At 74.7% G+C, this 26,261-nt stretch carries 23 protein-coding genes; 13 read left to right on the top strand and 10 right to left on the bottom strand.

Annotated features, from left to right (window positions below; all coding sequences use genetic code 11):
• Positions 1–291 precede the first annotated feature (291 nt).
• From ACFC0B_RS08170 to rsgA, 7 genes are all read left to right on the top strand, one after another.
• Positions 292–1,212: an LLM class flavin-dependent oxidoreductase gene (locus ACFC0B_RS08170; protein WP_376083761.1), complete on the top strand. Its 921-nt coding sequence runs from the start codon at positions 292–294 to the stop codon at positions 1,210–1,212.
• Positions 1,213–1,234: 22 nt separating this feature from the next.
• Complete coding sequence (locus tag ACFC0B_RS08165) at positions 1,235–2,656, top strand: FAD-binding oxidoreductase (RefSeq protein WP_376083759.1); 1,422 nt, start codon at positions 1,235–1,237, stop codon at positions 2,654–2,656.
• Complete coding sequence (locus ACFC0B_RS08160) at positions 2,653–3,660, top strand: glutathione S-transferase family protein (protein ID WP_376083757.1); 1,008 nt, start codon at positions 2,653–2,655, stop codon at positions 3,658–3,660. Before ACFC0B_RS08165 ends, ACFC0B_RS08160 begins: the two co-directional genes overlap by 4 nt.
• Positions 3,661–3,740: 80 nt before the next feature.
• Positions 3,741–5,240, top strand: coding sequence for an FAD-binding oxidoreductase (locus tag ACFC0B_RS08155; protein WP_376083755.1), 1,500 nt, complete (start codon positions 3,741–3,743; stop codon positions 5,238–5,240).
• A gap of 62 nt (positions 5,241–5,302) precedes the next feature.
• A complete protein-coding gene (locus tag ACFC0B_RS08150; RefSeq protein WP_376083753.1) occupies positions 5,303–6,340 on the top strand; it encodes a methyltransferase in 1,038 nt (345 codons plus the stop codon).
• 88 nt (positions 6,341–6,428) lie between these two features.
• Positions 6,429–7,199 (top strand): helix-turn-helix domain-containing protein, encoded by a 771-nt coding sequence (locus ACFC0B_RS08145; RefSeq protein WP_376083751.1) that lies wholly within the window; start codon positions 6,429–6,431, stop codon positions 7,197–7,199.
• Positions 7,200–7,517: 318 nt separating this feature from the next.
• The gene (rsgA, locus tag ACFC0B_RS08140; RefSeq protein WP_376083749.1) at positions 7,518–8,654 is read left to right on the top strand and encodes a ribosome small subunit-dependent GTPase A; all 1,137 of its coding nucleotides are present in this window, start codon (positions 7,518–7,520) and stop codon (positions 8,652–8,654) included.
• Positions 8,655–8,718: 64 nt separating this feature from the next.
• Here the strand turns inward: rsgA and ACFC0B_RS08135 are convergent, their stop codons facing one another.
• The gene (locus tag ACFC0B_RS08135; RefSeq protein WP_376083747.1) at positions 8,719–9,174 is read right to left on the bottom strand and encodes an ASCH domain-containing protein; all 456 of its coding nucleotides are present in this window, start codon (positions 9,172–9,174) and stop codon (positions 8,719–8,721) included.
• A gap of 99 nt (positions 9,175–9,273) precedes the next feature.
• Between ACFC0B_RS08135 and ACFC0B_RS08130 the strand changes: the two genes are divergently transcribed.
• A complete protein-coding gene (locus tag ACFC0B_RS08130; protein ID WP_376083745.1) occupies positions 9,274–10,845 on the top strand; it encodes a DNA-3-methyladenine glycosylase 2 family protein in 1,572 nt (523 codons plus the stop codon).
• Complete coding sequence (locus tag ACFC0B_RS08125) at positions 10,842–11,354, top strand: methylated-DNA--[protein]-cysteine S-methyltransferase (RefSeq protein WP_376083743.1); 513 nt, start codon at positions 10,842–10,844, stop codon at positions 11,352–11,354. The genes ACFC0B_RS08130 and ACFC0B_RS08125 overlap by 4 nt, the downstream gene beginning before the upstream one ends.
• A 30-nt stretch (positions 11,355–11,384) precedes the next feature.
• Here the strand turns inward: ACFC0B_RS08125 and ACFC0B_RS08120 are convergent, their stop codons facing one another.
• Positions 11,385–11,906, bottom strand: coding sequence for a GNAT family N-acetyltransferase (locus ACFC0B_RS08120; protein WP_376083741.1), 522 nt, complete (start codon positions 11,904–11,906; stop codon positions 11,385–11,387).
• A gap of 72 nt (positions 11,907–11,978) precedes the next feature.
• Positions 11,979–12,482 carry a MarR family winged helix-turn-helix transcriptional regulator gene (locus tag ACFC0B_RS08115; RefSeq protein WP_376083739.1) on the bottom strand — a complete coding sequence of 168 codons (504 nt, stop codon included), beginning with the start codon at positions 12,480–12,482 and terminating at the stop codon, positions 11,979–11,981.
• A 142-nt stretch (positions 12,483–12,624) separates the two neighbouring features.
• On the opposite strand from ACFC0B_RS08115, the gene ACFC0B_RS08110 reads away from it, so the two are divergent.
• The gene (locus tag ACFC0B_RS08110; protein ID WP_376083737.1) at positions 12,625–14,115 is read left to right on the top strand and encodes an MFS transporter; all 1,491 of its coding nucleotides are present in this window, start codon (positions 12,625–12,627) and stop codon (positions 14,113–14,115) included.
• Positions 14,116–14,218: 103 nt separating this feature from the next.
• Here the strand turns inward: ACFC0B_RS08110 and ACFC0B_RS08105 are convergent, their stop codons facing one another.
• From ACFC0B_RS08105 to ACFC0B_RS08095, 3 genes are all read right to left on the bottom strand, one after another.
• Positions 14,219–14,866: a DUF305 domain-containing protein gene (locus ACFC0B_RS08105; RefSeq protein WP_376084365.1), complete on the bottom strand. Its 648-nt coding sequence runs from the start codon at positions 14,864–14,866 to the stop codon at positions 14,219–14,221.
• A gap of 86 nt (positions 14,867–14,952) precedes the next feature.
• Positions 14,953–15,639, bottom strand: a complete 687-nt coding sequence (locus ACFC0B_RS08100; RefSeq protein WP_376083735.1) for a DUF3105 domain-containing protein — start codon at positions 15,637–15,639, stop codon at positions 14,953–14,955.
• Positions 15,640–15,773: 134 nt separating this feature from the next.
• Positions 15,774–16,334 (bottom strand): hypothetical protein, encoded by a 561-nt coding sequence (locus ACFC0B_RS08095; RefSeq protein ID WP_376083733.1) that lies wholly within the window; start codon positions 16,332–16,334, stop codon positions 15,774–15,776.
• Positions 16,335–16,587: 253 nt separating this feature from the next.
• Between ACFC0B_RS08095 and ACFC0B_RS08090 the strand changes: the two genes are divergently transcribed.
• A complete protein-coding gene (locus ACFC0B_RS08090; protein ID WP_376083731.1) occupies positions 16,588–18,168 on the top strand; it encodes a hypothetical protein in 1,581 nt (526 codons plus the stop codon).
• A 120-nt stretch (positions 18,169–18,288) separates the two neighbouring features.
• On the opposite strand, the gene ACFC0B_RS08085 is transcribed toward ACFC0B_RS08090, so the two are convergent.
• From ACFC0B_RS08085 to ACFC0B_RS08070, 4 genes are all read right to left on the bottom strand, one after another.
• Entirely contained in the window at positions 18,289–18,900 is a 612-nt protein-coding gene (locus tag ACFC0B_RS08085; protein WP_376083730.1) for a TetR family transcriptional regulator C-terminal domain-containing protein, read from the bottom strand.
• A gap of 380 nt (positions 18,901–19,280) precedes the next feature.
• On the bottom strand, positions 19,281–20,324 hold the full coding sequence (locus ACFC0B_RS08080; protein ID WP_376083728.1) for an agmatine/peptidylarginine deiminase: 1,044 nt from the start codon (positions 20,322–20,324) through the stop codon (positions 19,281–19,283).
• Positions 20,325–20,354: 30 nt separating this feature from the next.
• On the bottom strand, positions 20,355–22,070 hold the full coding sequence (locus ACFC0B_RS08075) for an urease subunit alpha (RefSeq protein WP_376083726.1): 1,716 nt from the start codon (positions 22,068–22,070) through the stop codon (positions 20,355–20,357).
• On the bottom strand, positions 22,067–22,777 hold the full coding sequence (locus ACFC0B_RS08070) for an urease subunit gamma (protein WP_376083724.1): 711 nt from the start codon (positions 22,775–22,777) through the stop codon (positions 22,067–22,069). Before ACFC0B_RS08070 ends, ACFC0B_RS08075 begins: the two co-directional genes overlap by 4 nt.
• Positions 22,778–23,203: 426 nt before the next feature.
• On the opposite strand from ACFC0B_RS08070, the gene ACFC0B_RS08065 reads away from it, so the two are divergent.
• Both ACFC0B_RS08065 and ACFC0B_RS08060 read left to right on the top strand, forming a co-directional pair.
• A complete protein-coding gene (locus tag ACFC0B_RS08065) occupies positions 23,204–23,701 on the top strand; it encodes an ATP-binding protein (RefSeq protein ID WP_376083722.1) in 498 nt (165 codons plus the stop codon).
• A gap of 307 nt (positions 23,702–24,008) precedes the next feature.
• Positions 24,009–26,258 carry a SpoIIE family protein phosphatase gene (locus ACFC0B_RS08060; protein ID WP_376083720.1) on the top strand — a complete coding sequence of 750 codons (2,250 nt, stop codon included), beginning with the start codon at positions 24,009–24,011 and terminating at the stop codon, positions 26,256–26,258.
• Positions 26,259–26,261 lie beyond the last annotated feature (3 nt).

Here is a 26,261-nt window from a genome sequence, read left to right as displayed (position 1 = left end):
GACTGCCTCCGGCCTTCGGACCGGCCGGCCACCCGAGATCCCCCCGTGCGTGACAGAGCCCCGGGACAGCCCGTCACGTGATGCGGGCAATCTAAGGCAGCCGGACCGGTCTGGCCAAGGCTCCTTGAGGAGGAGATCAGACCCTCCGATGCGCTCCGGCACCGGTGTCCGATCCGTTCAAGACCCGGATGGATCTCTCTGTCTATCGTCCTCCTGCGCGTCCGACACCTGCGCGGAATCCCGCACTCGGGCGCGCTGGTCGCGTCATGCCCCAGGCCGGATGGAGTCATTGTGAAAATCGGAATTGGTCTGCCCAACGCCATCCCCGGGCGTCCTCCGCGTGAGATCAAGCGGTGGGCGGAGGAGAGCGAGCAGGTGGGCTTCCACTCCCTGGGCTCGATCGACCGGCTGCTCTACGACGTCCTCGACCCGCTGGTCTGCCTCGGCGTCGCCGCCGCCGCGACCGAGCGCGTCCAGCTGCTCACCAGCGTCCTGAACGTCGGCTGGCGCAACAACCCCATCCTGTTCGCCAAGCAGCTCGCCTCGATCGACCTGATCTCCGGCGGCCGGCTCACCGCGGGCCTCGGCATCGGCGGCTGGCCCGACGACTTCGCCATCAGCAACGCCCCGGCGAACGGCCACGGCCGGCTCTTCGACGACGCCCTCCAGGAGATGCGCCGGGTGTGGGAAGGCGAGATCACCGGCCTCTCCGGTCCCACCCCCCTGCCCGGGAAGGGGCGCCCCCGGCTGCTCATCGGCGGTCTCATCCAGGCCGGGTACGACCGGGCCGCGCGCTTCGGCGACGGCTGGGTCGCCCCGACGTTCAACGCGGACCTCCTGCGCAGCGGCGTTCAGGGGGTCAACGAGGCCTGGGCCAGGGCCGACCGCGCGGACCGCCCGCAGGTCATCACCGGCCGGTACTTCTGCTGCGGCCCCGAGGCCGTCGAACTCACCGACGACTACGTGGCCCACTACTACGGCTCCAAGGAGTCGCCGTACTACCCGGGGGTCCGCGGGGACTCCCTCGACAGCGACGAGCGGCTCCTCCGCGAGCTGGTCACCCTCAGCGAGGCGGGCGTCGACGACCTCATCCTCTACCCCGCCAACAGCTCGCTCGACCAGGTCCACCTGCTGGCCGAGACGCTGGAGCGGGTAGGCGCCCGGCGCACCCCCACCTTCGAGTTCACCGCCGCCGGCGCCCCGAGCAACTGATCCACGAGTCGAGGAACCACACGTGAGTGAGCAGACCCGTCCGGCGGACCTTCCTCCCGAGGCGGTCCGGGCCCTGGCCGAGACCGTCCGCGGCCCGGTCCTCCTGCCCGGTGACCCCGGCTACGACGACGAGGCCCTGGGCTTCGACCGCTCCGTCGTCCACCACCCGGCCCTCATCGTCGGAGCCGTCCACGCGGACGACGTCGTCGCCGCCGTCCGCTTCGCCCGTGACCACGGTCTGGGCGTCGCCGTCCAGGCCACCGGGCACGGTGCGGCCCTCGGCGCCGACGGCGGTGCCCTGCTCCTCTCCACCCGCAGGATGAACGGCTGCCACGTCGACCCCGACCGGCGCACCGTCCGCGTCGAGGCCGGCACGCTGTGGCAGGACGTGATCCCGGCCGCCGCCGGGCACGGCCTCGCGCCGCTGAACGGCTCCGCGCCGTTCGTCGGCGCCGTCTCGTACACGCTCGGCGGCGGCATCGGCCTGCTCTCCCGGCGCTACGGCTACGCGGCCGACCACGTCCGGCGCATCGAGGTCGTCACCGCCGACGGCGAGGCGCGCACCGCCACCGAGGACGAGAACCCCGAGCTGTTCTGGGCGCTGCGCGGCGGCAAGGGGAACTTCGGCGTCGTCACCGCGCTGGAGGCCGAACTCGTCCCGGTCCGGCGGCTCTACGGCGGCGGGCTGTTCTTCCCGGCCGAGTCCGTCCGCGAGGTGCTGCACTTCTACCGCACCTGGGTCGAGGAGCTGCCGGACGAGTTCAGCTCCTCCTTCTTCATGCTCGACTGGCCGGACGTCCCGGAGGTTCCCGAGGAGATCCGCGGCCGCTTCGCCCTCCACCTCCGGCTGTCCTACCTGGGCCCGGAGGAGGAGGGCGCCCGGCTCCTCGCGCCGCTGCGCGCGGTCGCCACCCCGCTCCTGGACACCGTCGCGGACATCCCGTACACCGACGTGGGCACGATCCACAACGACCCGCCCACGCCCGGCTCGTACCACATCAACACCTTCCAGCTGACCCGGCTCGACGACCACGCGGTCGAGGCGGTCCTCTCCCTGGTCGGCCCCGGCACGAAGAGCGCCATCGGCATCGAGATCCGCCACCTCGGCGGCGCCCTGTCCCGGCCGCCCCGGGTGCCCAACGCCGTCGCGCACACCTCCGCCGCCTTCCAGCTGTACTCGGCGGGCGTCCTCGGCATCGGCGAGGACCAGGCCGTCCTCGACGGACACGACCTGGTCGTCGAGACCTTCCGGCCGTGGAACAACGGCACCCGCACGCTCAACTTCATGGCGGGCGTGGCGCACACCGACCCCGAGGACGTCCGCCAGGCCTTCACGCCGGAGGCGTACGAACGGCTGGTCGCGGCCAAGACCGCGTACGACCCGGGGAACATGTTCCGCTACAACCACAACATCCCGCCGACGACGAAGGGTTCGCGCGCGTGAGTTCCGACTCCCCTCCCACCGAGGAACTGCGGCGGGCCCCCGCGGCCTTCACCGACCGGGTGACCGCGGACGGCCGCTTCGGCCGCGAGGCGGTGGCGGGCCGCTACCGCCTCGTCATCAACCGCGCCTGCCCGTGGGCGCACCGGGCCGTCATCGTCCGCCGGCTCATGGGCCTGGAGGACGCCATCTCGCTCGCCGTCACCGACCCCCTCCAGGAGGTCATCGCCGGCGAGGACCACTGGGTGTTCAGCGAGGGGACGGGCAGCCCGGGGGGCAAGGACCCGGTGCTCGGCATCCACGCGCTGCGGGAGGCCTACCTCGCCCGCGACCCGCACTACACCGGCGGGGTCAGCGTGCCCGCGCTCGTCGACGTCGAGACCGGCCACCTGGTCACCAACGACTTCGACCGGCTCACCCTCGACCTGGGCGCCGAATGGAGCACGCTGGCCCGGCCCGGCGCCCCCGAGCTCTACCCCGAGGCCCTGCGCGACGAGATCGACACGCTGTGCGAGGAGATCTACCAGGACCTCAACAACGCCGTGTACCGGGCCGGTTTCGCCCCGGACCAGCAGCACTACGACGCGGCGGTCGGCGCCGTCTTCGGCCGTCTCGACGCGCTGGAGGAGCGCCTCACCGACCGCCGCTACCTGCTGGGCGACGCTCTCACCGAGGCCGACATCCGGCTCTTCCCCACCCTCGTGCGCTTCGACGCCGTCTACCACGGCCACTTCAAGTGCAACATCCGCAAGCTGTCCGAGTACCCGGCGCTGTGGGCCTACGCCCGCGACCTCTTCCAGACCCCCGGCTTCGGCGACACGACGCACTTCGGCCACATCCGCACCCACTACTACTACGTGCACGCGGCCATCAACCCGACCCGGGTGATCGCCGCGGGGCCCGACGCGCGCGGCTGGCTGACCGCGCACCACCGCGAGAGCCTCGGCGGCGCCCCCTTCGGCGCGGGCACCGCCCCCGGCCCCGTTCCGGCCGGCGAACACCTCTGATCCGGAGGCCGACCCGACCGGACGGTAGACACCCTTCGACCCGGGCGGCCGCCCGCCGCCCGGCCCCGGAAAGGAACACCATGCTCCGTCGTAGGTCTGTCCTGCTGGCAGGTGCCGCTGCCGCCGCCCTCACCGCCGCCGGCCCGGCGGTCGCGAAGCCGCGCGGCAACTGGGACCGGTTACGCGCCTCGCTGCAGGGCGACGTCCTCGTCCCCGGCGACGCCGGGTACGACAAGGCGCGCCAGTCGCACTTCCTCCAGTTCGACTATCTGCGCCCGCAGGCCGTCGCCTTCTGCGAGACGCCGGCCGACGTCCGGAAGGCGCTGAGCTTCGCGCACTGGCACGACCTGCACACCGTGCCCCGCAGCGGCGGCCACAGCTACGCCGGCTACTCCACCAACGAGGGCCTGATCCTCGACGTGTCGCGGCTGAACCGGACCACCGTCGGCGCCTCCACCGTCACGCTCGGCCCCGGCGCCCAGCAGGTGGACGCCCTGGCCGCCGTCGACGCCCACGGCCTCGCCCTCCCCAGCGGTCTCTGCCCCACCGTCTGCCCCGGCGGCTTCCTCCAGGGCGGCGGCATCGGCTGGCTGACCCGCCGCGCGGGCATCGCCACCGACCGGCTGGTCTCCGCGGACGTCGTGCTCGCCGACGGCCGCTTCGTGCACTGTTCCGAGTACGAGCACCCCGACCTGTTCTGGGCGCTGCGTGGGGGTGGCGGCGGCAACTTCGGCGTCGTCACCCGCTTCGAGGTGCGGCCCATCAAGATCCCCACCATGGTGAACTACAACCTCACCTGGCCCTGGGAGCAGGCCGCCACGGTCATCGAGGCCTGGCAGGACTGGATGATCGGCGGTTCGCGCGACCTCGGCGGCGCCCTCGGCATCCAGTGGGTCGACGCCGGCACCGGCCACCCCGACGTCCTCGTCTACGGCGGCTTCGCCGGGAACCGGGCCGCCTTCGACCGGCAGCTCGCCGCCCTCGTCGCGGCCGTCGGCACCCAGCCCACCACCAGCGCCGTCGCCGAGAAGCCCTACCGGCAGGCGATGATGCAGTGGTACGGCTGCCAGGACCTCGACACCAACCAGTGCCACCGGATCGGCTACCTGCCGGAGAGCCAGCTCCCGCGCCAGACGTACTCCCTGGACCGCAACCGCATGGTCTCCCGCGCGATCCCGGCCGAGGGCATCCGCAAGATGCTCGACACCTTCACGTCCGCCCCGCGCGCCGGGCAGTTCCGCTACATCAGCATCTTCGCGCTCGGCGGCGCCGCCAACGACCTGCCCCGCGACGCGACGGCCTTCGTGCACCGCACGACCGAGCTGTACGTGGCCAACGTCGTCGGACTCAGCTCGCCCACCGCCACCGAGGACGACCGCACCGCCGCCCGGACCTGGGTCACCAGCGCGTTCGACGCCGTCGACCCGTACTCGAACGGCGAGGGGTACCAGAACTTCATCGACTCCCTGCTCGACGGCTGGCAGTCGGCCTACTACGCCGAGAACTACGCCAGGCTCTCCCAGGTCAAGCGCAGCTACGACCCCGAGAGGTTCTTCCGGTTCGCCCAGGCGATCCGGTGACACCGCCCGCTCCGCAGCACGGCCCCGTTCCGCACCCCGCCCTGACGACCGTGGAGACGCAGATGACGGAGCACGTTGGTCCTGTGGACAAGAGTGTCAACAAGGAGATGGTGGCGCTGCTCCAGGGCGCGTGGCGGTCCCGCGCCGTCCACGTCGCCACCGAGCTCGGCCTCCCCGACCTGCTCGCGGAGGGCGAGCGCACGGTCGACGAGCTCGCCGCCGCGACCGGCACCCACGCTCCCACCCTGGGGCGCCTGCTGCGCGCGCTGACCACCTTCGGCGTCTTCCGGCGGCTGCCCGACGGGCGGACGTACGCCCAGTCGCCGCTCTCCGCCGTGCTGGTCTCCACCCCCGGCAACGCCGAGTCCACCGACGCCCGGTTCATGGCCGCCGGCTGGCACTGGGCCGCCTGGGGCGAGCTGCTGCACTCCGTCCGCACCGGCACCTCCTCCTTCGAGGTCGCCAACGGCGGGGTGTCCTTCTGGGAGCTCACCAAGACCGACCCCGACGCCAAGCAGCGCTTCAACGCGGCGATGAGCGCCGTCTCCCTGGAGGAGAGCGCCGACATCGCCCGGGCCTACGACTTCTCGTCCGCGCGCCACGTCGTCGACGTCGCGGGCGGCCTCGGCAGCCTCCTCGCCGCGGTCCTGACCGCCCACCCCGCGGTGCGCGGCACGCTCCTGGAGCGCCCCGAGATCGTGCCCCTCGCCCGGGAACTGCTCGGGAAGGCGGATGTCGAGGGGCGGTACGAGACGGTCGAGGGCGACTTCTTCGAGCAGGTCCCCGCGGGCGCGGACGTCTACACGATCAAGCGGGCCCTGCACGACTGGGACGACGCCACCATCGTGCGCATCCTGCGGCGCATCCGGGAGGCCATGCGCCCCGACTCGGTCCTGCTGGTCATCGAGGGGGTCGTGGACGAGGACTCGGACCAGGAGGCGCTCTTCCGCGGGCTCCTGCTCACCGTGCTCGTCGGCGGGCAGGACCGGCCCGAGTCCGACTACCGCGCCCTCGCCGAGGAGGCGGGCTTCACGATCCGGCGGGGCATCCCGGTGGGCGACGGCGGCCTGCGGATCATCGAGGCCGTCCCGGTGGCCTGATATCGATCACCGAGCCGTGCCCGGGGGAGCCAGGACGTTACGCTGGACGATCGAGTACGTCCTGGCTCCCGACCTTGTGAAGTGACCCATGACTGCATCTCGATACCGTGAGCGGGCCGCCGTCCCGGAGCTCGCCGCCCACGTCCACAGCGTGTGGTGCCAGGAGGTGATGCCCGGCGGCCGGGCGCTCGCCCACCGGGTGCTGCCGGACGGCTGCACCGACCTCCTGTGGCGCGACGGCCGGCTCTGCGTGGCCGGCCCCGACACGGCCTGGCGGATGGAGTCCCTGCCCGCCGGCTCCTTCATCGTCGGCATCCGCTTCAACCCGGGCGAGGCCCGCCCGCTCTTCGGCGACCACCCCATGGGGGAGTGGCGGGACCAGGAGCTCGATCTGGCCGAACTGTGGGGCTCCCGGGAAGCCCGTGAGCTGGGCGAGCGCCTCGCCGAGGCCGGCCGCCCCCGGGAGATCGCCCAGATCATGGAGCGGACCGTCGTCCGCCGCCTCGCCGACTTCGCTCCCGCCGACGCCGTCGTTCGCGGCGCGGTCAGCGCGCTCGGTTCCCGCCGCGAGCGTCCGGTCGCCGCGCTCGCGGCGGACTTCGGCATCTCCGAGCGCCAGCTCCGCCGCCGCTTCGTGGGCGCCGTCGGCTACAGCCCCAAGACCCTCCAGGGCGTCTTCCGGCTGGCCAGGGCCCTGACCCTGCTGCGCGACACCCCGGCCCCGGCGAGCCCCGGCACCCCGTCCACGATGGTCGACATCGCCCTCACCGCCGGCTACGCCGACCAGCCCCACATGACGAGGGAACTGGGCCGCCTGACCGGCCTCACGCCGGCCCGGGTGCGCCAGTACGGCACCTGAGCGCGCACGCCTCGCCGGCGATGCCGTACGCCTCCACGGCGAGGTGGAGGGGTTCTGGACCCGGCGGGGGTTCCGGATTTAATCGATGGTGCCGGGCTCCGGGGTGGGGCTATGGTGTCGCGTATCCCGTTCCGAGGAACGGTGCCGGTTCGTCGAGAAGTAGCAGGAGGTGAGTCCCGTGGCCACGACTGTCATGACGGCTGCCCTGGGCAGCGCCCGCGTCCACCTCTCCCTGCCGGCCGCCGGCTGACGTAGCCCTTCGCGCACGCAGCCGCAGCAGCCCGGCGGGATCGCTTTCCTCCCGAAGGGCCCACTGCGTTGTTCAACGCTGCCTCCGTTCCGTCTTCCTCCCCCCTTTCCACCGACGGCTCCTCCGGCGCCGTCCCCCCGCTGGCCGGCTACGGCTGGACGGCCGAGCTCGACGAGCTGTTCGCGCCGCTCGCCGAGGCCGGGCTGGTCGCCGCCCGGATCGTCCGGGTCGACCGCGGTCAGTGCGACGCCGTGCTCGCCGATCCCGGGACCGGCGAGCTGCGCACCGTCCGGGCCGACACCCGGCAGGTCGGCGACGCCGACATGATCAACTGTCCGTGCACCGGGGACTGGGCCGCCGTCGACCTCTCGGCCGGCCTGCCCATGCCCGCGGTCGCGGCCCTGCTGCCGCGCTCCACCGCGATCATCCGCAAGGTCGCGGGCAAGCGCTCCGACGGCCAGGTGCTCGCCGCCAACGTCGACACCGTGGTGGTCGCCGCCTCGCTCGCCGCCGAGCCCGACCTCGGGCGGATCGAGCGCTTCCTCGCCCTCGCCTGGGAGTCCGGCGCCGAGCCGGTGGTCGTGCTCACCAAGGCCGACCTGGTCGACGACGCCGACTTCATCCGGGCCGACGTCGAGGCCGCCGCGCCCGGCGTCACCGTGCTGGTGGTCAGCGCCGAGACCGGCGAGGGGATCGACGTGCTGCGCGCCTGCACGCCCGGCACCACCGCCGTGCTCGGGCAGTCCGGCGTCGGCAAGTCCACCCTGACCAACGTCCTCGCCGGGGTCGATGTGATGGCCGTCCAGGAGGCCCGCTCCGGCGACCAGAAGGGCCGGCACACCACGACCACCCGCGAACTCGTCCTGCTGCCCGGCGGCGGGGTGCTGATCGACACCCCCGGCCTGCGCGAGGTCGGCCTCTACGGTGGCGAGGGCGTGGCGCTCGCCTTCGCCGACATCGAGGAGCTGGCCGAGCGGTGCCGGTTCCACGACTGCCGGCACGACAGCGAGCCCGGCTGCGCGGTGCGGGCGGCGCTCGCGGACGGTTCGCTGCCGGAGCGCCGGATGGAGAGCTACCGCAAGCTCCAGCGGGAGAACGACTGGATCGCCTCCCGCTCCGACGCCCGGCTCGCCTCGGAGCGGCTGAAGAAGTGGAAGACCATCACCAAGACGATGCGCGCGGCGGGAGGTCCCCTGAAGCGCTGACACCGGGCCGTCCGGCGGCGGCAGGGGGGCGACGCCCCCTCCCTGCCGCCGACCGGCCGGTGCGTCAGCGGAGGTCGGCCACCAGCCGGAACCGCTCCAGCACGACGGCGGTGGTGTCGTCGACGGTGAAGGCCGGGTCGCCGAGCGCGGCGCGCAGCTCCGCGCCGTGCCAGAACCGCTCGTGCCCGGCCCGCCACTCGGCGACCGAGGCGTACCCCTCGCCCTCGTCCAGGGCGTGCCGCAGGTCGACCTCGCCGAGCGGGACGACCCGGACCCCGGTGGTCTCGGTCACCGCGACGATCCGCCCCTCCGAGTCGACCACCGCCCCGCGGGTGCCGACCGTCGGCAGCGGTTCGCCCTCCCGCTCGTACTCGGCCAGCAGGCCGGTGGTGCTGGTCTTGGCGCCGGACAGCACGGCGCCCACCAGCCGGTCCCGCAGCGGTCCGGGGAAGGCGAACTCCTCGACCCGCAGCGCGGCGACCCGCGGGTCGCCCGCACCGGTGTAGGGCTGCTCGGACACGCGGACTCCTGGGGTCTCGGGGGCGGGGCCGTGCGCAGGCTATCCGGCGGGAGGCCGCCCGGGCGCGTGGTTTTCCGCCCGGCCCGGTCCGGGACGCCCATGTCCGATTCCCGCCAGTCGAGCACCGCCGGGTGCCGCAGACTGGACAGCGTGATCGACGACGACATCCGGTACCGCGCCGTGGACAGCCGGGACGCCCGCTTCGACGGCGTCTTCTTCACGGCCGTCACCTCGACCGGCATCTACTGCCGGCCGAGCTGCCCGGCCGTGACCCCGAAGCGCGTCAACTGCACCTTCTACCCCAGCGCCGCCGCCGCGCAGAGCGCCGGCTTCCGGGCCTGCCGCCGCTGCCGCCCGGACTCCGTCCCCGGCTCGCCCGAGTGGAACCACCGGGCCGACCTGGTCGGCCGGGCCATGCGGCTGATCGGCGACGGCGTGGTGGACCGCGAGGGCGTGGCCGGCCTGGCCGACCGCCTCGGCTACAGCTCCCGCCAGCTCCAGCGCCAGCTCACCGCCGAACTCGGCGCCGGCCCGATCGCGCTCGCCCGCGCCCGCCGCGCCCAGACCGCCCGGCTGCTGCTGCAGACCACCGAGCTGCCGGTCACCGACATCGCCTTCGCGGCCGGCTTCGCCTCGGTGCGGCAGTTCAACGACACCGTCCGCGAGGTCTACGACCGCACCCCCAGCGGGCTGCGCGCCGAGGTCGCCTCCGGCCGCCGCACCGCCACCCCGGCCGGCGGCCTCGCCCTGCGGCTCGCCTACCGGGGCGCCCTGGACAGCGACCACCTGATCGACTTCCTGGCCCTGCGCGCCGTCCCCGGCGTCGAGGAGGTCGTACCCGGGCCGCGCCCCGGCGTGCGCACCTACCGCCGCACCCTCGCCCTCCCGTACGGCCACGGCATCGCCGAGGTGGACGGCCTCGCCCCCGGGGACGCGGCCACCCGCGGCTGGCTGGACTGCCGGCTGCTGCTCACCGACCTGCGCGACCTGCCGACCTCCGTCCAGCGCCTGCGCGTCCTGTTCGACCTGGACGCCGACCCGGTCGCGGTCGACGAGCAGCTCGGCGCCGACCCGCTGCTCGGGCCGCTCGTCCGGGCCCGCCCCGGACTGCGCTCGCCGGGCCACGTCGACCCGCACGAACTCGCGGTGCGCGCCGTCCTCGGCCAGCAGATCACCGTCGGCGCGGCGCGCACCCTGGCCGGCCGGCTCGCCGAGAAGTACGGCACCGCACTGCCCGAGGCCAACGGCGGACTGCGGCTGCTCTTCCCGACCGCCGCCGCCCTGGCGACCGCCGACCCGGAGGACTTCGCGATGCCGGCCGCCCGGCGCCGCGCCCTGACCGGCCTGTGCGCGGCCCTCGCCGAGGGCGTCGTCCGGCTCGACGGCGGCGTCGACCGGGCGGAGGCGGCCGCCCAGCTGCTCGCCCTGCCCGGCATCGGCCCGTGGACCGTCGGCTACCTGCGGATGCGCGCCCTCGCCGACCCCGACGTCTTCCTCCCGAGCGACATCGGCGTCAAGCACGGACTGCTCCGGCTCGGCGCCCCGGGGGACCCGAAGTCCGCGGCCCGCGCGGCCGAGGCCTGGGCCCCCTGGCGCTCGTACGCCGTGCACCGCCTTTGGGCGGGCCCGGCCGCAGACCCCAGCACCGGAACGGAGAACACCGCAGCATGAGCACCACCGTCTTCACCTTCATGGAGAGCCCGTTCGGACGGCTGCTGCTCAGCGGCGTCGTCCCGGAGGGCGGCGGTCCGGCCGCGCTGGCCACCGTCACCGCCCCCGGCCAGCGGTACGCGCTCGCCGAGCCCGCCGACGACTGGGTGCACGACCCCGAGGCGCTCGCCGAGCCGGTCACCCAGCTCACCGAGTACTTCGCCGGCGAGCGCACCGCCTTCGACCTGCCGCTCGCCCCGGTCGGCACCGAGTTCCGCCGCCGGATCTGGGACGTCCTCGACAAGATCCCCTATGGCGAGACCGTCACCTACGGGCAGCTCGCCGACCTGGCCGGCGAGTCCCCGCGCGCGGTGCGCGCGGTCGGCGGGGCGGTCGGCGCCAACCCGCTGCTGATCGTCCGCCCCTGCCACCGCGTCCTCGGCGCCAACGGCGCCCTCACCGGCTTCGCCGCCGGGGTGGACCGCAAGCGCTGGCTGCTCGACCTGGAGCGCGGCACCTCGCTGTTCTGAGCGGCGGCGCGGGCCCGCGGGCGCTCCCGGTCAGACGGCCGGGAGCGTCCGCAGGTCCACCCGCCAGTCGTGGCTGCGCATCCAGCGGCCGGGCGGGAACTCGAAGTCGGTCTCGCCGAGGAGGATGAAGCCGGCCCGGCGGCAGACGGCGTTGGAGGCCGGGTTGCCGACCGAGGGGAAGGCGTGCAGGTACCGGTGGCGGCCGGTGCGGGCGGCGGCCCCGACGGCGGCCCGCGCCGCGACCGCGGCGATGCCCCGGCCCTGGTACGGCGGCAGGACGTTCCAGCCCATCTCGTAGACGGTGCCGCCCCGCCAGCCGCGCTCGGCGTAGCCGACGGTGCCGACGGCCACGCCCTCCGGCTCCAGGACGACGCGGTACATGCAGCCGAGGCCGGAGGGGACGAAGTCCAGATAGCGCCGGTGCCGGACGAGCGTCCGCGCTTCGTCCTCCGGGCCGCCGACGTGCGCGCGCATCTCCGGGGTGTTGACCAGGCGCAGCAGGGCGAGGTCGGCGTCGGTCCAGGGTTCGAGGCGGAGCAGCGCGGGGTCCATGGCGGGACGGTAGCCGGGCGGGGGCCGGTGCGGTACCGGGTTTCCGGGCCGGACGGACACGCCTCGGCCCGGTCAGCCGCCCGCGGGCTCGGCGAGCGCGCGGGCCAGGTTCTCCAGGGCCGGCAGCGCGTGCATCACGGCGTCGCGGTCGGCGGGGGAGAGGGTGTCGAGCGCCGAGGCGATCCGCCGTTCATGGGCCCGCTGCCAGTCGTCGAGCTGGCTCCGCCCGGCCGGGGTGAGCGCGATCCGCGCGGTGCGGCGGTCCCCGGGGTCGGTCTGGCGGTCGACGAACCCGGCGTCCAGCAGCTTGCCGACCAGGCCGCTGACGGTGTTGGGGGCGAGCCGCTGGCGGGCGGCCAGCTCGCCGACCCGCAGCGGGGCGGCGGCCAGCGTCTGGAGGAGTTCGACCTGCGCCATCGGCAGGGACTCCCACGGGTAGTCGGTGCGGATGCTGCTGCGCAGCGCCCGGCGGAGCCGGGTGACCGCGTCGGTGAGCCGCCGGGCACGCTCGATCCCCGCCGGCTCCACGGCCTGCGGCTCGGCAGCGGGTTCGGGAACAGGCGGTGACGGCGGCATGGCCGACAGCGTAGCGCCTGGTTCGGACACCGCCCGAACGCCGGGGACGGGTCGGGGACGACCGGCCCCGGTGCGTCACGGTCCGATCGCATGCCGATCAGATCGTAGAGAGAACATATCTGTATCCGATATATTTCGCCGTATGAACGCGGCGTCAACCCTCACCGCCCGGCTCACCACCGGGCTGCTCACCGAACGCCCCCGTCCGCGCGGCATAGCCGGCTGGCGCCACGCCCACTGGCTCGCCGTCGGCACCGTCTGCCTGGGGGCCTTCCTCGGCCAGCTGACCGCCGGCATCACCGCCCTCGTCTACCCGGCGCTCCAGCGCCACTTCGACACCGGCTTCGCCGCCGTCGAGTGGGTCGCCCTCGCCTACCTGCTGGTCCTGGTGGCGCTGCTGGCGCCGATCGGCCGGCTCTCCGACCTGGTCGGACGCAAGACCATGTACATCGGCGGGTTCGCCGTCTTCGGCCTCGCCTCGCTCGGCGCCGGGTTCGCCGACGGCCTCGGCACCCTGATCGCCCTGCGCGCCGTCCAGGCCGTCGGCGGCGCGATGATGCAGGCCAACAGCGTGGCCCTGGTCGCCCGCGGGGTGCCCGAGCACGCGATGCGCCGGGCGCTCGGCATCCAGGCCGCGGCCCAGGGCCTCGGCCTGGCACTCGGGCCCAGCCTCGGCGGACTGCTGGTCGAGCAGGCCTCCTGGCGCTGGGTGTTCTGGATCAACGTGCCGGTCGCCCTGGTGGGCATCCTGGCCGGCTGGTTCCTGCTGCCCCGGACCCGCCGCCCGGACGCCGGCCCGGTGCCGCGCGAGCTGCCCCGCCCCGTTCCCCGGCCGCGCGGCGCCGTCCGGCCCGCCCCGGACGGCGGGCACTTCGACCTGGCCGGCCTGCTGCTGCTCGCCGGCTCCACCACCGCGCTGCTGCTCGCCCTCTCCGCCGCCTCCGGCCTGCCGCTGCCCGGCTGGGCCGTCGCCGCCCTGCTGCTCGCCGCGGTGCTGTCCGGGCTCGGCCTGGTCCGCCAGGAGCGCCGCGCCACCCGGCCGATCCTCGCTCCCGGCCTGGTCAACACCCCGGGGGTGCGCCCCGGCCTGGCCGTCTCGCTGATCGGCTACCTGCTGCTGTTCTGCCCGCTGGTGCTCGGGCCGGTGCTGCTCGCCGAGGCGGGCCTGCCGACCGCGCGGGCCGGCCTGGTGATCACCCTGCTCCCGGCCGCGTTCGCGGTGGCCGCCACGGTCGGCGGCGCGCTGCTGCCGCGCGGCTGGTCGGACGTCGCCCGCTGCCGCTTCGGCGCGGCCCTCGCCGGGGCCGGGCTGCTGGGCTGCGTGCCGCTGCCCGCCGCGGGCGCCCCCGCGCTGTGGCTCGCGCTCCCGCTGCTGGTGGCCGGCGGCGGGCTGGGCCTGCTGCTGCCGGCCAACAACGCCCTGGTGATGCGGGCGGTACCGGCCGAGTGCTCGGCGGTCGGCGGCGGCATGGTCAACATGGCCCGCAGCCTCGGGACGGCGCTCGGCACCGCGCTGCCGGTGCTCGGCGTCCACCTGGCCGGACCGGTGCTGGGCGGGCGCGCGGTGCTGCTGGCGCTGGCCGCCGTCGCGGCCCTGGCCGTGGCGCTCACCCGGCCGGTGCGGCGGCGCTGAGGGCGCGGAACGGGGACGCCGGGGACGCGGAACGGAGAACGGCCGGGGCGGTGGACGGAGTTCCGTCCACCGCCCCGGCCGTCGGGTGCGTCGGGTGCTCGGGTCAGGAGGCGGGCACGCCGGGGGCGGCGCCGCGGTCCTTGAGCATGTCGGTGATCAGGCCGATCTCCGAGGTCTGCCCGGCCACCATCGACTGCGCGAGGCGCTTCTCCACCTCGTTGCGCGCCATGTCGACATAACCCTGGGCCATCTCCACGCCGCCCTTGTGGTGCTCCAGCATCAGCTGCAGGTAGAACACCTCGGCGTCCCGCCCGCTCAGCGAGCGGAGCTTGGCGAGCTGCGTGTTGGTCGCCATGCCGGGCATCAACGAACCGTCGTGCGCCTGATAGTCGGCGCCGTGGCCGTGGCCGCCCATGGCCATCCAGGCCATCGGCTTGGCCGTGGAGTGCTGGGTCAGCCCCCACTGGTCGAGCCAGCCCATCATCATGCCGCGCTGGTTGGCCTGGGTGTTGATGATGTCGAAGGCCAGCGTCCGGGTCGGCTCGTCCGACGTCCGGTCGCGGACGATGAACGACAGGTCCACCGCCTGCTGGTGGTGGGTCGCCATGTCGCGGGCGAACCCGGCCTCGGGGGAGTCGTCCGCCGGCGCGCTGAGCGAGGAGGTCCCGGAGGCGGACGTCCCGCCCGCCACCAGGGCCGGCACGCCGAGCGCGAGGGCGAGGGCGGCGGCCAGCGCGGCCGGCCACCAGATCCGCCGGCGCGCGGCCGCGCGGTCCGTCGCCTCCGCGGCGTCCTCCTCGACGGAGCCGTCGGCGGCGGAGTCCTCCCCGGCGGCGGTCACATCGACCCCATGCTGCAGGAGGCGCCCGGCTCCTGGGTCTGCTTGCCCTGGACGTACTTGGTGAAGAACTGGTTCACCCGGGGGTCACTGGCGCTGTCCACGGTGAGCTGGGTCGACCAGGCGCTCAGGGTGATGGTGCCCTGCTCGTCCGGGTACGGGCTCATCAGCGAGTACGGGGTGGCCTTGACCTTCTCGGAGAGGGTCTTGATGTCCTCCGGGGTGGCCTTGCCGTTGTAGGTCACCCAGACCGCGCCGTGCTCCAGCGAGTGCACGGCGCGCTCGTTCTCGACCGGCTGGTCGTAGACGGTGCCCATGCAGTCCAGCCAGATCGCGTTGTGGTCGCCGCCGACCGGCGGGGTCTGCGGGTAGCTGACCTTCTCCTTGACGTGGTTGCGGCTCAGGTCGCCGAAGGTCTGCACGCCGTCGACCGGGGCCGCGGCGGCGGCCTCCTTGGCCTTCTTGTCCTTGTTGGCGTCGACCACGATCCAGGTGCCGGTGGCTATCGCCGCGATCACCAGCACACCGGCGACCGAGCCGGCGATGATCTTGTTGCGGCGGTCGCGGCGCTGCTCGGCGGCGCGCAGCTCGGCGATCCGGGCGCGGCGGTCGTTGCTCGCCTGCTTGCCGCTCGGCTTGTTGCCCTGCGCCTTGTTCGGCTGAGTCTGCTTGGAGGCGGAACCCATGTGGTGTCCTTGTCCCCACCGCGCATCGGGCGCGGCGGTCTGAAGAGATGGCGGGATGGGGCGGATCCGTCGGTCCCGCCCGCCCGGCGACGCGGTGGTCGCGGGGGAGGGCCGGGTCCGGCGGCGGGTTCCACTCAGGACCGGTGTACTTGGAGTTCGTGCAGGTCGGGCGCGGGGTGCGGGCCGACCAGCAGCCCGGCGGGCACCACCCGGGGCAGCGCCTCGGGGGTCTCCGTCAGGGGCGCCGCGGCGGGTTGCGGGTGCGGCGGCGGGTTGGGGAGCTGGGCGTCCTGGGCGCAGTACGGGTGGCTGGAGCAGCCGTTGTTGCGGTGCGGCGGGTCGCCGTCGACCGAGCACCAGGTCCAGTGCCGGTGGCTCTCCGCGCGGATCCGGTCGGCGAGGGTCTGCGGACCGGTGGCCGGACCGGTGGCGGCGGTGCCGTCGGCGTGGACCGGGGCGCCGGTCGCGAAGCCGTTCGCGGCGTCGGTGGCGAGTCCGGTCGGGGGACCCACCGGGGGATCCGCCGGGACCGTCACCGGGAAGCCCGGCCGCTCGGCCGTGGCCGCCTTGGCGTGCGCCGCGCACGGCAGCGCCATCAGCAGCCCGACCAGCAGCAGGATCCACAGCGTGCCCACCGGGCGGACCGCGAGTGCGGCGCTCCCCGGTCGGGGGTTGCTGGGAGCCGACGCGGTCATGCGCACATTTAATCAGCCGAACGAGTGAAGCGAGTCCCCTCCTCGGATCTCAATTTCACCGGCGGAGCCGTCGGAATACCCCGGAAACACCATGGTCGGGGCGGTTCGGTCGACTGCGGGAGAAACAGAAACGAAACGGGCAGCGAACCCGGTGATCGATATCGGCCGATGTGCGCGCGGTTGTGGTCGAAACCCGGACAGCGTCCTGGTGCTTGGGGACAATGACGTCGAGCCAGCGACCAGGAGCCGCCAGATGACCAAGCAGGGTGCACCCGCTCAGCAGCAGCACCGGCCGGACGACGGCTGGTGGGACACGGTCTACGCGGGCCCGGCCGGCACCCTCCCCGACACCCCGGGGGCCTCGTCGGCGGAGGGCAGCGTCGACGACTGGTTCGAGACGGCGGCCGGACTCATCGGGCAGCAGCGGAGCGCGCCCGAGGAGGAGACGGCGGCGGCCGACGTGGTGGCCGAGGCCTTACCGCCGGAGGAGCCCGGGCGGGACAGCATCGACGACTGGTTCGACACCGCCGTCGGCGTGATCGCCCCGCGGCCCGCGGCCGCCGAGGAGGCGCCGGCGCCCGAGGTCCAGGCGCCGGAGGTCCAGGCGCCGGAGGTCCAGGCGCCGGAGGCCCCGGCGGCCGATGAGACGCACCGCTTCCCCGCCCCCTCCTGGGCGGCGGACGCCCGGGTGCCCGAGCCGCGGCCCAAGCCCGGGCCCGAGGCCGCGGCGGCTCCGGAGCCGGAGCCGGAGCCGGAGCCGGAGCCCGAGCCCGCTCCGGAGCCCGAGCCCGAACCAGAGCCCGAGCCCGAGCCGGTGGTCGCCGAGGAGATCGCGCCCGAGCCGACCGCCGTCGAGCCGCCCGCGCCGCGTCCGGCCCCGGCCCCCCGGCCCGGACGGCCCGAGGCCGCGCCCGCCGTGCCGCACATCGGCGAGCGGCCGCCCGCCTACGGCCCCGAGCCGACCGCCGTCCCCGAGGCCGACCCCGGCGCGCTGGGCGGCGTCGTCGCCGACACCGTGCTGGAGGGCGCCCAGTACGGCGTCACCACCCTGCGGGCGGCCTCCGTCCGCGGTGACTCCGCCCGCCACCGGGGCGAGCCCCGCCGGGACTCGCTGCTGGTCACCCGGTTCGGCGAGGGAACGGACGGCCTGCTGCTCGCGGTGCTCGGCGCCTTCGACCACGCGGGGCCGGCCGCCGACGCGGTCGCCACGGCGGCGGCCGAGGCCTGCCGTCAGCTCGCCGGCGCGGTCGGCCGCAGCCGCGAGGGCCTGGCCGCCGACCTGCGCGACGGCGCCCGTGACCGGCTCCGCTACGGCCTCCAGCGGCTCGCGCTGAGCGCCGTCGCCCCGCTCCGCGCCCTGGAGCCGGGGAGCTCCGCGGACGGCGCCGACGGCGCGGACACCGCGGACGGCGAGCCGTCCCCGGCCTCGCTGCACTGCCTGCTGGTCCCGCTCGACCCGGCGGCCGGCTACCGGGCGGCGTTCGGGGTCGGCCCGGGCGGGCTGTTCCTGCTGCGCTCCGGCCACTGGATCGACGCCTACGCGGCCCGGCTGCTGCACCACCCCGACGGCCAGCCGCCGGTGCCGGAGACCGCGGCGGCGGACCCGCGGCCGTTCCGCTTCCGGATGGTCCCGGCGACCCCGGGCGACATCCTGCTGCTCGGCACCCCCGGTCTGGCCCGCCCGGTCGCCGACGAGCCGGCCGTCGCCCACTTCCTGGCCTCCCACTGGGCCCACCCGCTCCCGCCGGGCACCGTCGACTTCCTCCGGCAGGTGCAGGTCCGGGCGAAGGGCTACGCGGACGACCGCACCGCCGCCGCCGTCTGGACCGAGTAGCCCCCCGGCCCGGGTGTCCCCAGCGTCCTGCGGCCCCGGGCGCTGGGAGCTGCCCGGCGATCCCGCGTAGTCCCGGCCCCTCCCGGTCCGCCGGCTCCCCGCCCGGGTCAGGCGGTCGGGTCAGGCGGTCGGGGCGTGCCCGAGGAGGGTGGCGCAGGCGGTGGTGGCGAGGTGGCGGGCGCGGGGGAGGCCGGCGCCGGGCAGGCCCAGGGCGAGGGGGACGGCGAGGCCGTCGAGGAGGGCGCGGATCTGGATGGCCCGCTCGGTGGCGTCGCCGGGGCCGAAGCGGGCGGCGGCGGTGCCCTCCTCGATCAGCGCGACCAGGTCGGCCTGCCAGGGCGCCTCGATCTCCAGCTGGCCCCGCCGCAGCTCCTCGCTGGCGGGGGAGCGCCCCCACACCTCGACCCAGAGGATCCAGCGCGGGTCCCCCGGTCCCTCCGGCAGGTAGAGCGCGGTGTACTCCTCCAGCCGCTGCCGCACGTCGCGGCCGTCGTCGGCGAGCATCGCCCGGCGGCGGGTGCCCAGTTGCTCCTCGCTCCACCGCAGGGTCTCCAGCAGCAGCTGGTCCTTGCTGCCGAAGTAGTACAGCAGGTGGCCGGCGCTCATCTGCAGCTGCTTGCCGAGGCCGGCCATGGTGAGCTTGGCGAGCCCGTGCTCGGCGATCGCGGCGCGTGCGGTGGCGAAGACCTCCTCGCGGGGGCGGGCCGGTCGGCGCGGGCGGGCGTCGGCCATCGGTGCTTGCTCCTCCGGGCTCAAGGGGCCCTTACGATACCGGCCGTGGCCGGACGGCCACGGAGCGGGACGTCGACCGTTTCGACGCCCCGGTCCTGCGGGTACGTACCGATCGGGACGCTCCGACCCGAGGGGGTGGCCATGGCCACGATGATCGCCCTGTTCGCCGGCCTCGCCGTCCTGGTGACCGGCCTGACGGTGTACCTGCACCGGCGCCGCAACGGCCCGACCGAGAACCTCGACGGGGTGCTGGCCGAGCAGGAGCGGCTGGCCCGAGTACGCGGGCCCTCCGCTCCTCCTGCAGCTCGGTCGCGATGCACAGCTCGCACGGGCTCACCACCGACGACCTGGGGAGGTACCACCGGTAGCGGCGGCCGGGATCAGGCCTTCGGCTGCTGCTGCGTGATGCAGTGGATGCCGCCGCCGTTGGCGAAGATCTCGCGGGCGTCGACCAGCTCGACCGTGCGGCCGGGGTAGGCCTCGGCGAGGACGGCGGCCGCCTCCTGGTCGCGCGGGTCGTCGAAGGCGCACAGCACCACGGCGCCGTTGGCGACGTAGTGGTTGATGTACGAGTAGTCGACCGGCTCGCCCTCCTCGTCCAGCAGGACGGTGGGGGCGGGCAGCTCGATGACCTCCAGCGGGCGGCCCTGGGCGTCGGTGGAGGCCCGCAGGATCGCCACCAGCTCCCGGCAGACCTCGTGGTCGGGGTGCGCCGGGTCCGGCTGGACGTGGGCGACGACGACGCCGGGGCGGACGAAGGAGGCCACGATGTCGATGTGGCCGCGGGTGCCGAACTCGTCGTAGTCGCGGGTGAGACCGCGCGGCAGCCAGATCGCCTTGGTGGTGCCGAGGAAGGCGTGCAGCTCCGCCTCGACCTGCTCCTTGGTCCAGTCGGCGTTGCGGCCCTCGCCGAGCTGGACGGTCTCGGTGACGAGCACGGTGCCCTCGCCGTCGACGTGGATGCCGCCGCCCTCGTTGATCAGCTTCGAGGCGAACCGCTGGACCCCGGTCAGCTCGCTGACGTGCTCGGCGACGTGCTGGTCCTTGTCCCAGCGGGCCCAGGACTGCGCGCCCCAGCCGTTGAAGATCCAGTCGGCGGCGGCCAGGCCGCCCTTGCCGTCGATCAGGAAGCTCGGGCCGATGTCGCGCATCCAGGCGTCGTTCAGCGGGCGCTCGACGATCTCGACCGCGTCGGCGACGTACGTGCGGGCCTCCGCGCTCTCACCGGTGTTCACCACCAGGGTGACCGGCTCGTACCGGACGACGGTGTTGGCGACGTTCGCCCAGGCCTCGCGCGCCGCGTGCAGCTGCTCGGGGGTGTCGAAGGTCGGGTTGTCGGTCGGGAAGGCCATCCAGGTCCGGTCGTGCGGGTGCCACTCGGCGGGCATCCGGTAGCCGAGCGAGGCGGGGGCGGGGGTGGTCATCGCGGCGTCCTTCGGTGGGGCGGGGGAGGGTCAGAGGAAGTAGAGGCGGCTGAGCGAGACGCTGTCGGCGGGCTCGGAGCGCAGCGGGTCGCCGTCGAGCGAGACCAGGCCGGTCTCGGTGACCTCGACGCGGCCGATCCGGGCGTTGCGCACCATGTCGCGCGGGCCGATGCCGCGGGTGTTCCGGACGCCGACGCGCCGGCGCCGGGTGGGCAGGCCGTCGGCGGGGCGGTCGAGGTAGGCGCCGTCGGCGGCGGCCTGGGCGACGAAGGCGACCGAGATGTCGGCGGCGGTGGCGCCGTGCGCGCCGAACTGCGGGCCGAGCACGAGCGGCTCGCAGCGGTCGGTGGAGGCGTTGGGGTCGCCGACCACGCCGTAGGCGGGGAAGCCGGCCTTGAGGACCAGCTGCGGCTTGGCGCCGAAGTGGTCCGGGCGCCACAGCACGATGTCGGCGAGCTTGCCGACCTCGATCGAGCCGACCTCGTGGGCCAGGCCGTGGGCGATGGCGGGGTTGATGGTGAGCTTGGCGATGTAGCGCAGCACGCGCTCGTTGTCGTCGCCGGCCTCGGTGGTCCCGTAGCCGCCGCCGAGCGGGCCGAGTTCGGCCTTCATCTTGCCGGCCATCGCGAAGGTGCGGCGCACGGTCTCGCCCGCCCGGCCCATGCCCTGGGCGTCGGAGGAGGTGATGCCGATGACGCCCAGGTCGTGCAGGACGTCCTCGGCGCCCATGGTGCCGGCCCGGATGCGGTCGCGGGCCATCGCGGCGTCGCCGGGCAGGTCGACCTTGAGGTCGTGCGCGGAGACGATCATGCCGAAGTGCTCGCCCAGCGCGTCCCGGCCGAACGGCAGGGTGGGGTTGGTGGAGGAGCCGATGACGTTCGGCACGCCCGCCATCTTGAGCACGTTGGGCACGTGGCCGCCGCCGCAGCCCTCGATGTGGAAGGCGTGGATGGTCCGGCCCTCCAGCACCTTGAGGGTGTCCTCGACGGACAGGCACTCGTTGAGGCCGTCGGTGTGCAGGGCGACCTGCACGTCGTACTCCTCGGCGACCCGCAGCGCGGTGTCCAGGGCGCGGGTGTGCGCGCCCATGTCCTCGTGCACCTTGAAGCCGGAGGCGCCGCCCTCCGCCAGGGCCTCGATCAGCGGGGCCTCGTCGGAGGAGGAGCCGCGGCCGAGGAAGCCGATGTTGACCGGCCAGGCGTCGAAGGCGTTGAAGGCGTGCCGCAGCGCCCACGGCGAGTTGACGCCGACGCCCCAGACCGGGCCGAACTCCTGGCCGATGATCGTGGTGACGCCGGAGGCGAGCGAGGCCTCCATGATCCGCGGTGACAGCAGGTGGACGTGGGTGTCGATGGCGCCGGCGGTGGCGATCATGCCCTCGCCGGAGACGATCGTCGTCCCGGTGCCGACGACGACGTCCACGCCGTCCAGGGTGTCCGGGTTGCCGGCCCGGCCGATCGAGGCGATCCGGCCGCCGACGAGGCCGATCGAGGTCTTGCGGATGCCCTGGACCGCGTCGATCACCAGGACGTTGCTGATCACCACGTCGCAGGTGTCGCGGACGGCGGCGGGCTTGAGGTGCAGGCCGTCGCGGGCGGTCTTGCCGAAGCCGGCCAGGAACTCGTCGCCCGGCGCCTGCGAGTCGGACTCGACGCGAACGATCAGCCCGGAGTCGCCGAGCCGGATCCGGTCGCCGGCGCGCGGGCCGTGCACGGAGATGTAGTCGTGGGGGGTGATGGACGTCACGACTCGACCTCCGCGTCGTCGAAGTTGGTGAGGTAGCCGGTGGCGCGGGCCTTGGTCAGCGCGGCCTCCTTGGCGCCGGGGGCGTCCAGCGGGCCGTCCACCAGGCCGGCGAAGCCGATGGCGACGCGCTCGCCGCCGATCGGCACCAGGCCGACCTCGACGGTGGCGCCCGGGTCGAAGCGGACCGAGGAGCCGGCCGGGATCGCCAGGTGGGTGCCGTAGGCGGCGGCGCGGTCGAAGGCCAGACGGGGGTTGGCCTCGAAGAAGTGGAAGTGCGAGGTGACCGAGATCGGCACGCCGGAGGTGTTGTGGACGGGCAGCACGACGGTCTCCTCGACCGGGTCGTAGCCGTCGCCGTCGCCGAGCAGCGCGCCGCCGGGGGCCTCGTCGCCGAGCGAGCCGGCCCCCTTGAACGGGTCGTTGACCACGGCCAGCCGGGTGCCGTCGTCGAAGACCGCCTCGACCTGGACCACGGTGACCACGTCGGGGACGCCGGGCAGCACGTCCTCGGCGGTGAGCACGGAGCGGCCGGCCTCGATGGCCTCGGCGAGGCGTCGGCCGTCCCGGGCGGCCTCGCAGACGGCGTCGGCGATCAGCGCGGTCGCCTCGGGGATGTTGAGGCGGACGCCTCGGGCGCGGCGGGCGCGGGCCAGCTCGGCTGCTGTGAAGATCAGCAGCCGGTCCCGCTCGGTGGGGGTCAGTCGCACGGTTCCTCGCTCGCGGTCGCCGGGAGAGGGGGGTGAGGGTTGTTAGAACGGCGTTCAAACATCTCCGGTCATTGAACCCGGAGCCGCCCGCCCTGTCCAGCCTTGCCGCTCCCGCGGCGATCGGCTCGCCGACCGACCGGCGCGGCGGCGCCGGAGGCCGAAAACCGCCCGTACGCTTCGCAAACCTGCGCGGCGCGGGCAGTTGGATCACGCGGACCGCCCCGTGCCCCTTTCACCCCAGGTGATCGCCGGGGTGCAGTTCCAAATGCCGAAAGCTGGGCATGAGGATGGTTGGTCAGTACCAAGGGGGCCGACCGGCCGGCGGGGGAACCGGACCGGCGGCCCGGAACGAGGGCGGGGGCAGGGGTGATGGACGGTCAGTCGCGATTCCCGCGGCAGCGGACAAGTTCGGGTGGAGCCTTCCGGGTGACCGGAACCGGCCAGGGCGCCCCGGCCGGCACGGCGGACCCCGCGAACCCGCCGGCCCCGGCGGGCGCCGCCCGGCCGGGCGTACCGGCACCCGGGTGCGCGCTCAACCGCCGGCTCCACCTGGCGCTGGAGGCCGCCGACCTGGTCGGCGTCGGCGCGGTCCGCCGCCGGCTGCGCGCCGCGCTCGGCCTGTGGGGCGTGCCCGAGCTGGCCGACACCGCCGAGCTGCTCACCTCCGAACTCGTCACCAACGCGCTGCAGCACACCGGCCAGGGCGCGGTCTTCGACGCGGTGCTCACCGGCGACCAGCGGCTGCGCATCGAGGTCCACGACGGCACGGCCCGGCTGCCCGGCCGCCGCCGCGACCCCGACCCGGAGTACGCCACCTCCGGCCGCGGGCTGCTGCTGGTCGAGGCGCTCGCCGACTCCTGGGGCGTCCAGTTGCGGGGCGACGGCAAGGTCACCTGGTTCGAGCTGGGCATCGTCGGCGCCTGAAGCCGCCCGGCGTGCCCGAAACCGCCCGGCACGGTCGGCCGCCGTTTGCCGTACGAGCACTGTTCGCTGCCGAACGATGCCCGGAAGTGAAGGCGGAAGGCAAGATTCCCGGCCCGTTGCCATTGCCGCTCGGCCGAACATTGGCCAGGATGGTGGGAATGTGTGCCCACGTGCGAGAAGCGGCGGGGAAAGACCACCTCGACCGTTGACAGCCCGTCGGTGCGCGACCGTCGAGCACCACCCATCACCCGCCACGCGGCCCGTCCGGACGGTCGGCGCGGTCCGCCACGGCAGCGGCAGGAGCAGCATGCCCACTGAGCCCGAGTCACCGGGGCCGGCCCTCCCTTCCGGTCCGCCCACGACCGGCTCCGGGCGGGCCAGGCCCCCCGCGCAGGCGGCCCGGCGGAACGTGCTGCGCACCGCCCCCGGCCTGGCGGCCGGCCGGCTCGCGCCGATGCTCTCCGGAGGCCTGCCGCTCTCCCCGGGCGACTCCACGCCGGACTGGCTGGAGCCCGCGATGGCCGCCAACGGCATCGGCTCGTTCGACTGGGACATCCGCCGCGACATCCTGGAGGGCGACCAGCGCGCCTGCATCATCGTCGGCCTCGACGGCGCCGAGAAGGGCCGCTTCGACCGCTCCTCCGCCTCCTTCCTGGCCCTGCTCCACCCCGAGGACGCCCCCGTGGTGCGCCGCCGGGTCGAGCGCGCCGTCGCCGAGCTCGGCCAGTGCGGCGCCTACTACCGCACGGTCGGCCCGGGCGGCGCCACCCGGGCCGTCCGGTTCCGCGGCCGGGTCCTCGCCGACGCCTTCGGCCGCGCCTCCCGGATGGTCGGCTTCGTCTGGGACGCCACGGTCGAGCTGCACAAGCGCGACCGCGCCGACCGGCTCGCCCTGCTGCGCGAGGAGCGCTCCCGCTTCATCAAGGAGGCCGCCCGCGCGCTCTCCGAGGCGGTCACGGTGCGGGACGTCGCCCGGGTCTTCACCGAGCTGCCGCTGCCCGGCCTGCCGCCGGACGGCCTGGTGCTGGCCTCCTTCGAGGCCGGCCGGGTGCAGATCCTCGGCGCCTCCGGATACCACACCGAGGAACTGGCCGCCTACGACCGCTCGCTGCTGCCGCCGGCCCACCCCGCCGCCGAGGCGCTGCGCGGCCGCGCCCCGGTCTTCTGCGCCAGCCGGGACGAGTACCGCGAGCGCTACCCGGACGTCTGGGAGCGGGCCCGCCGCACCACCCGCAGCTCCTGGGCCTTCCTGCCGCTGGTCGCCAGCGGCCGGGCGATCGGCGTCTGCGTGGTCAGCTTCGACGACGACCGCCAGCTCGACGCCGACGAGCGCACCCTGCTCTCCACCCTCGGCGGCCTGGTCGCGCAGTCACTGGCCCGGGCCCGGCTGCACGACGCCGAGCACGAGTTGGCGGCCGGCCTCCAGCGCGTCATGCTGCCGCGCACCGTGCCCTCCGTCCCGGGCGTCACCACCGCCGTCCGCTACCTGGCGGCCGGCTCGGGGCTCCAGATCGGCGGCGACTGGTACGACGTGGTGCCGCTGCCCGGCGGACACGTCGGCCTGGTGATCGGCGACGTCCAGGGCCACGACGTGCACGCGGCCGGCATCATGGGCCAGCTGCGGATCGCCCTGCGCGCCTACGCCGCCGAGGGCCACCCGCCCGCCGCGGTGATGGCCCGGGCCTCCCGCTTCCTCGCCGACCTCGACACCGACCACTTCGCCACCTGCACCTACGCCGAGGTCAACGTCGACTACGGCGTGGTCTACGCCGTCCGGGCCGGCCACCTCGACCCGGTGGTCCGGCGCGGCGACGGCACCGCCACCACCGTCCCGGTGGCCGGCGGACTGCCGCTCGGCATCGCCCCGGACGAGGAGTACCGGGTCACCCGGTTCAGCCTCGACCCGGGCGAGACCGTGCTGCTCTGCACCGACGGCCTGGTCGAGGCGCGCAGCATGGACCTCGACGAGGGCATCGCCCGGCTCACCGCGGTGCTCTCCGAACCGCTCGCGGACCCCGCCGAGACCGGCCGCGACCCGCTGGACGACCTCGCCGACCGGATCGCCTCCCAGGCCGCCGACTCCAGCGAGCGCGAGGACGACATAGCGTTGCTCCTGCTGCGCTGGGACGGCCCCGAGGGCGGTCTGGCCGCCCAGCAGCTGCGCCGCCGGATCGGCCAGGCGGACCTCGCCCGGATCTCCGAGGTCCGCGCCGAACTGCGCGACGCGCTGCGCCGCTGGGGGGTGGCCGAGCTGATCGACACCGCCGAGCTGCTCTCCTCCGAGCTGGTCACCAACGCCATCCGGCACACCGACCGGGACGCGATGTTCACCGCCCGCCTCTACCGGGAGCCGGCCGCGGACGGCGGGCGGGCGCGGCTGCGGGTCGAGGTGGAGGACGAGTCGGACCTCTGGCCGACCCGCCGCACACCGGGGGAGCAGGCCTCCTCCGGGCGCGGGCTGATGCTGGTCGAGGCGCTGGCCGACGGCTGGGGCGTGGAGCCCCGGGGGACGGGCAAGCGGATGTGGTTCGAACTCAGCGTGACGCCCGCGGAGTGACGT

Origin of the sequence: Kitasatospora sp. NPDC056184 (genome assembly GCF_042268405.1) — a bacterium.
Lineage (GTDB): Bacteria > Actinomycetota > Actinomycetes > Streptomycetales > Streptomycetaceae > Kitasatospora.
This window is presented reverse-complemented; position numbering and strand designations above follow the sequence as displayed.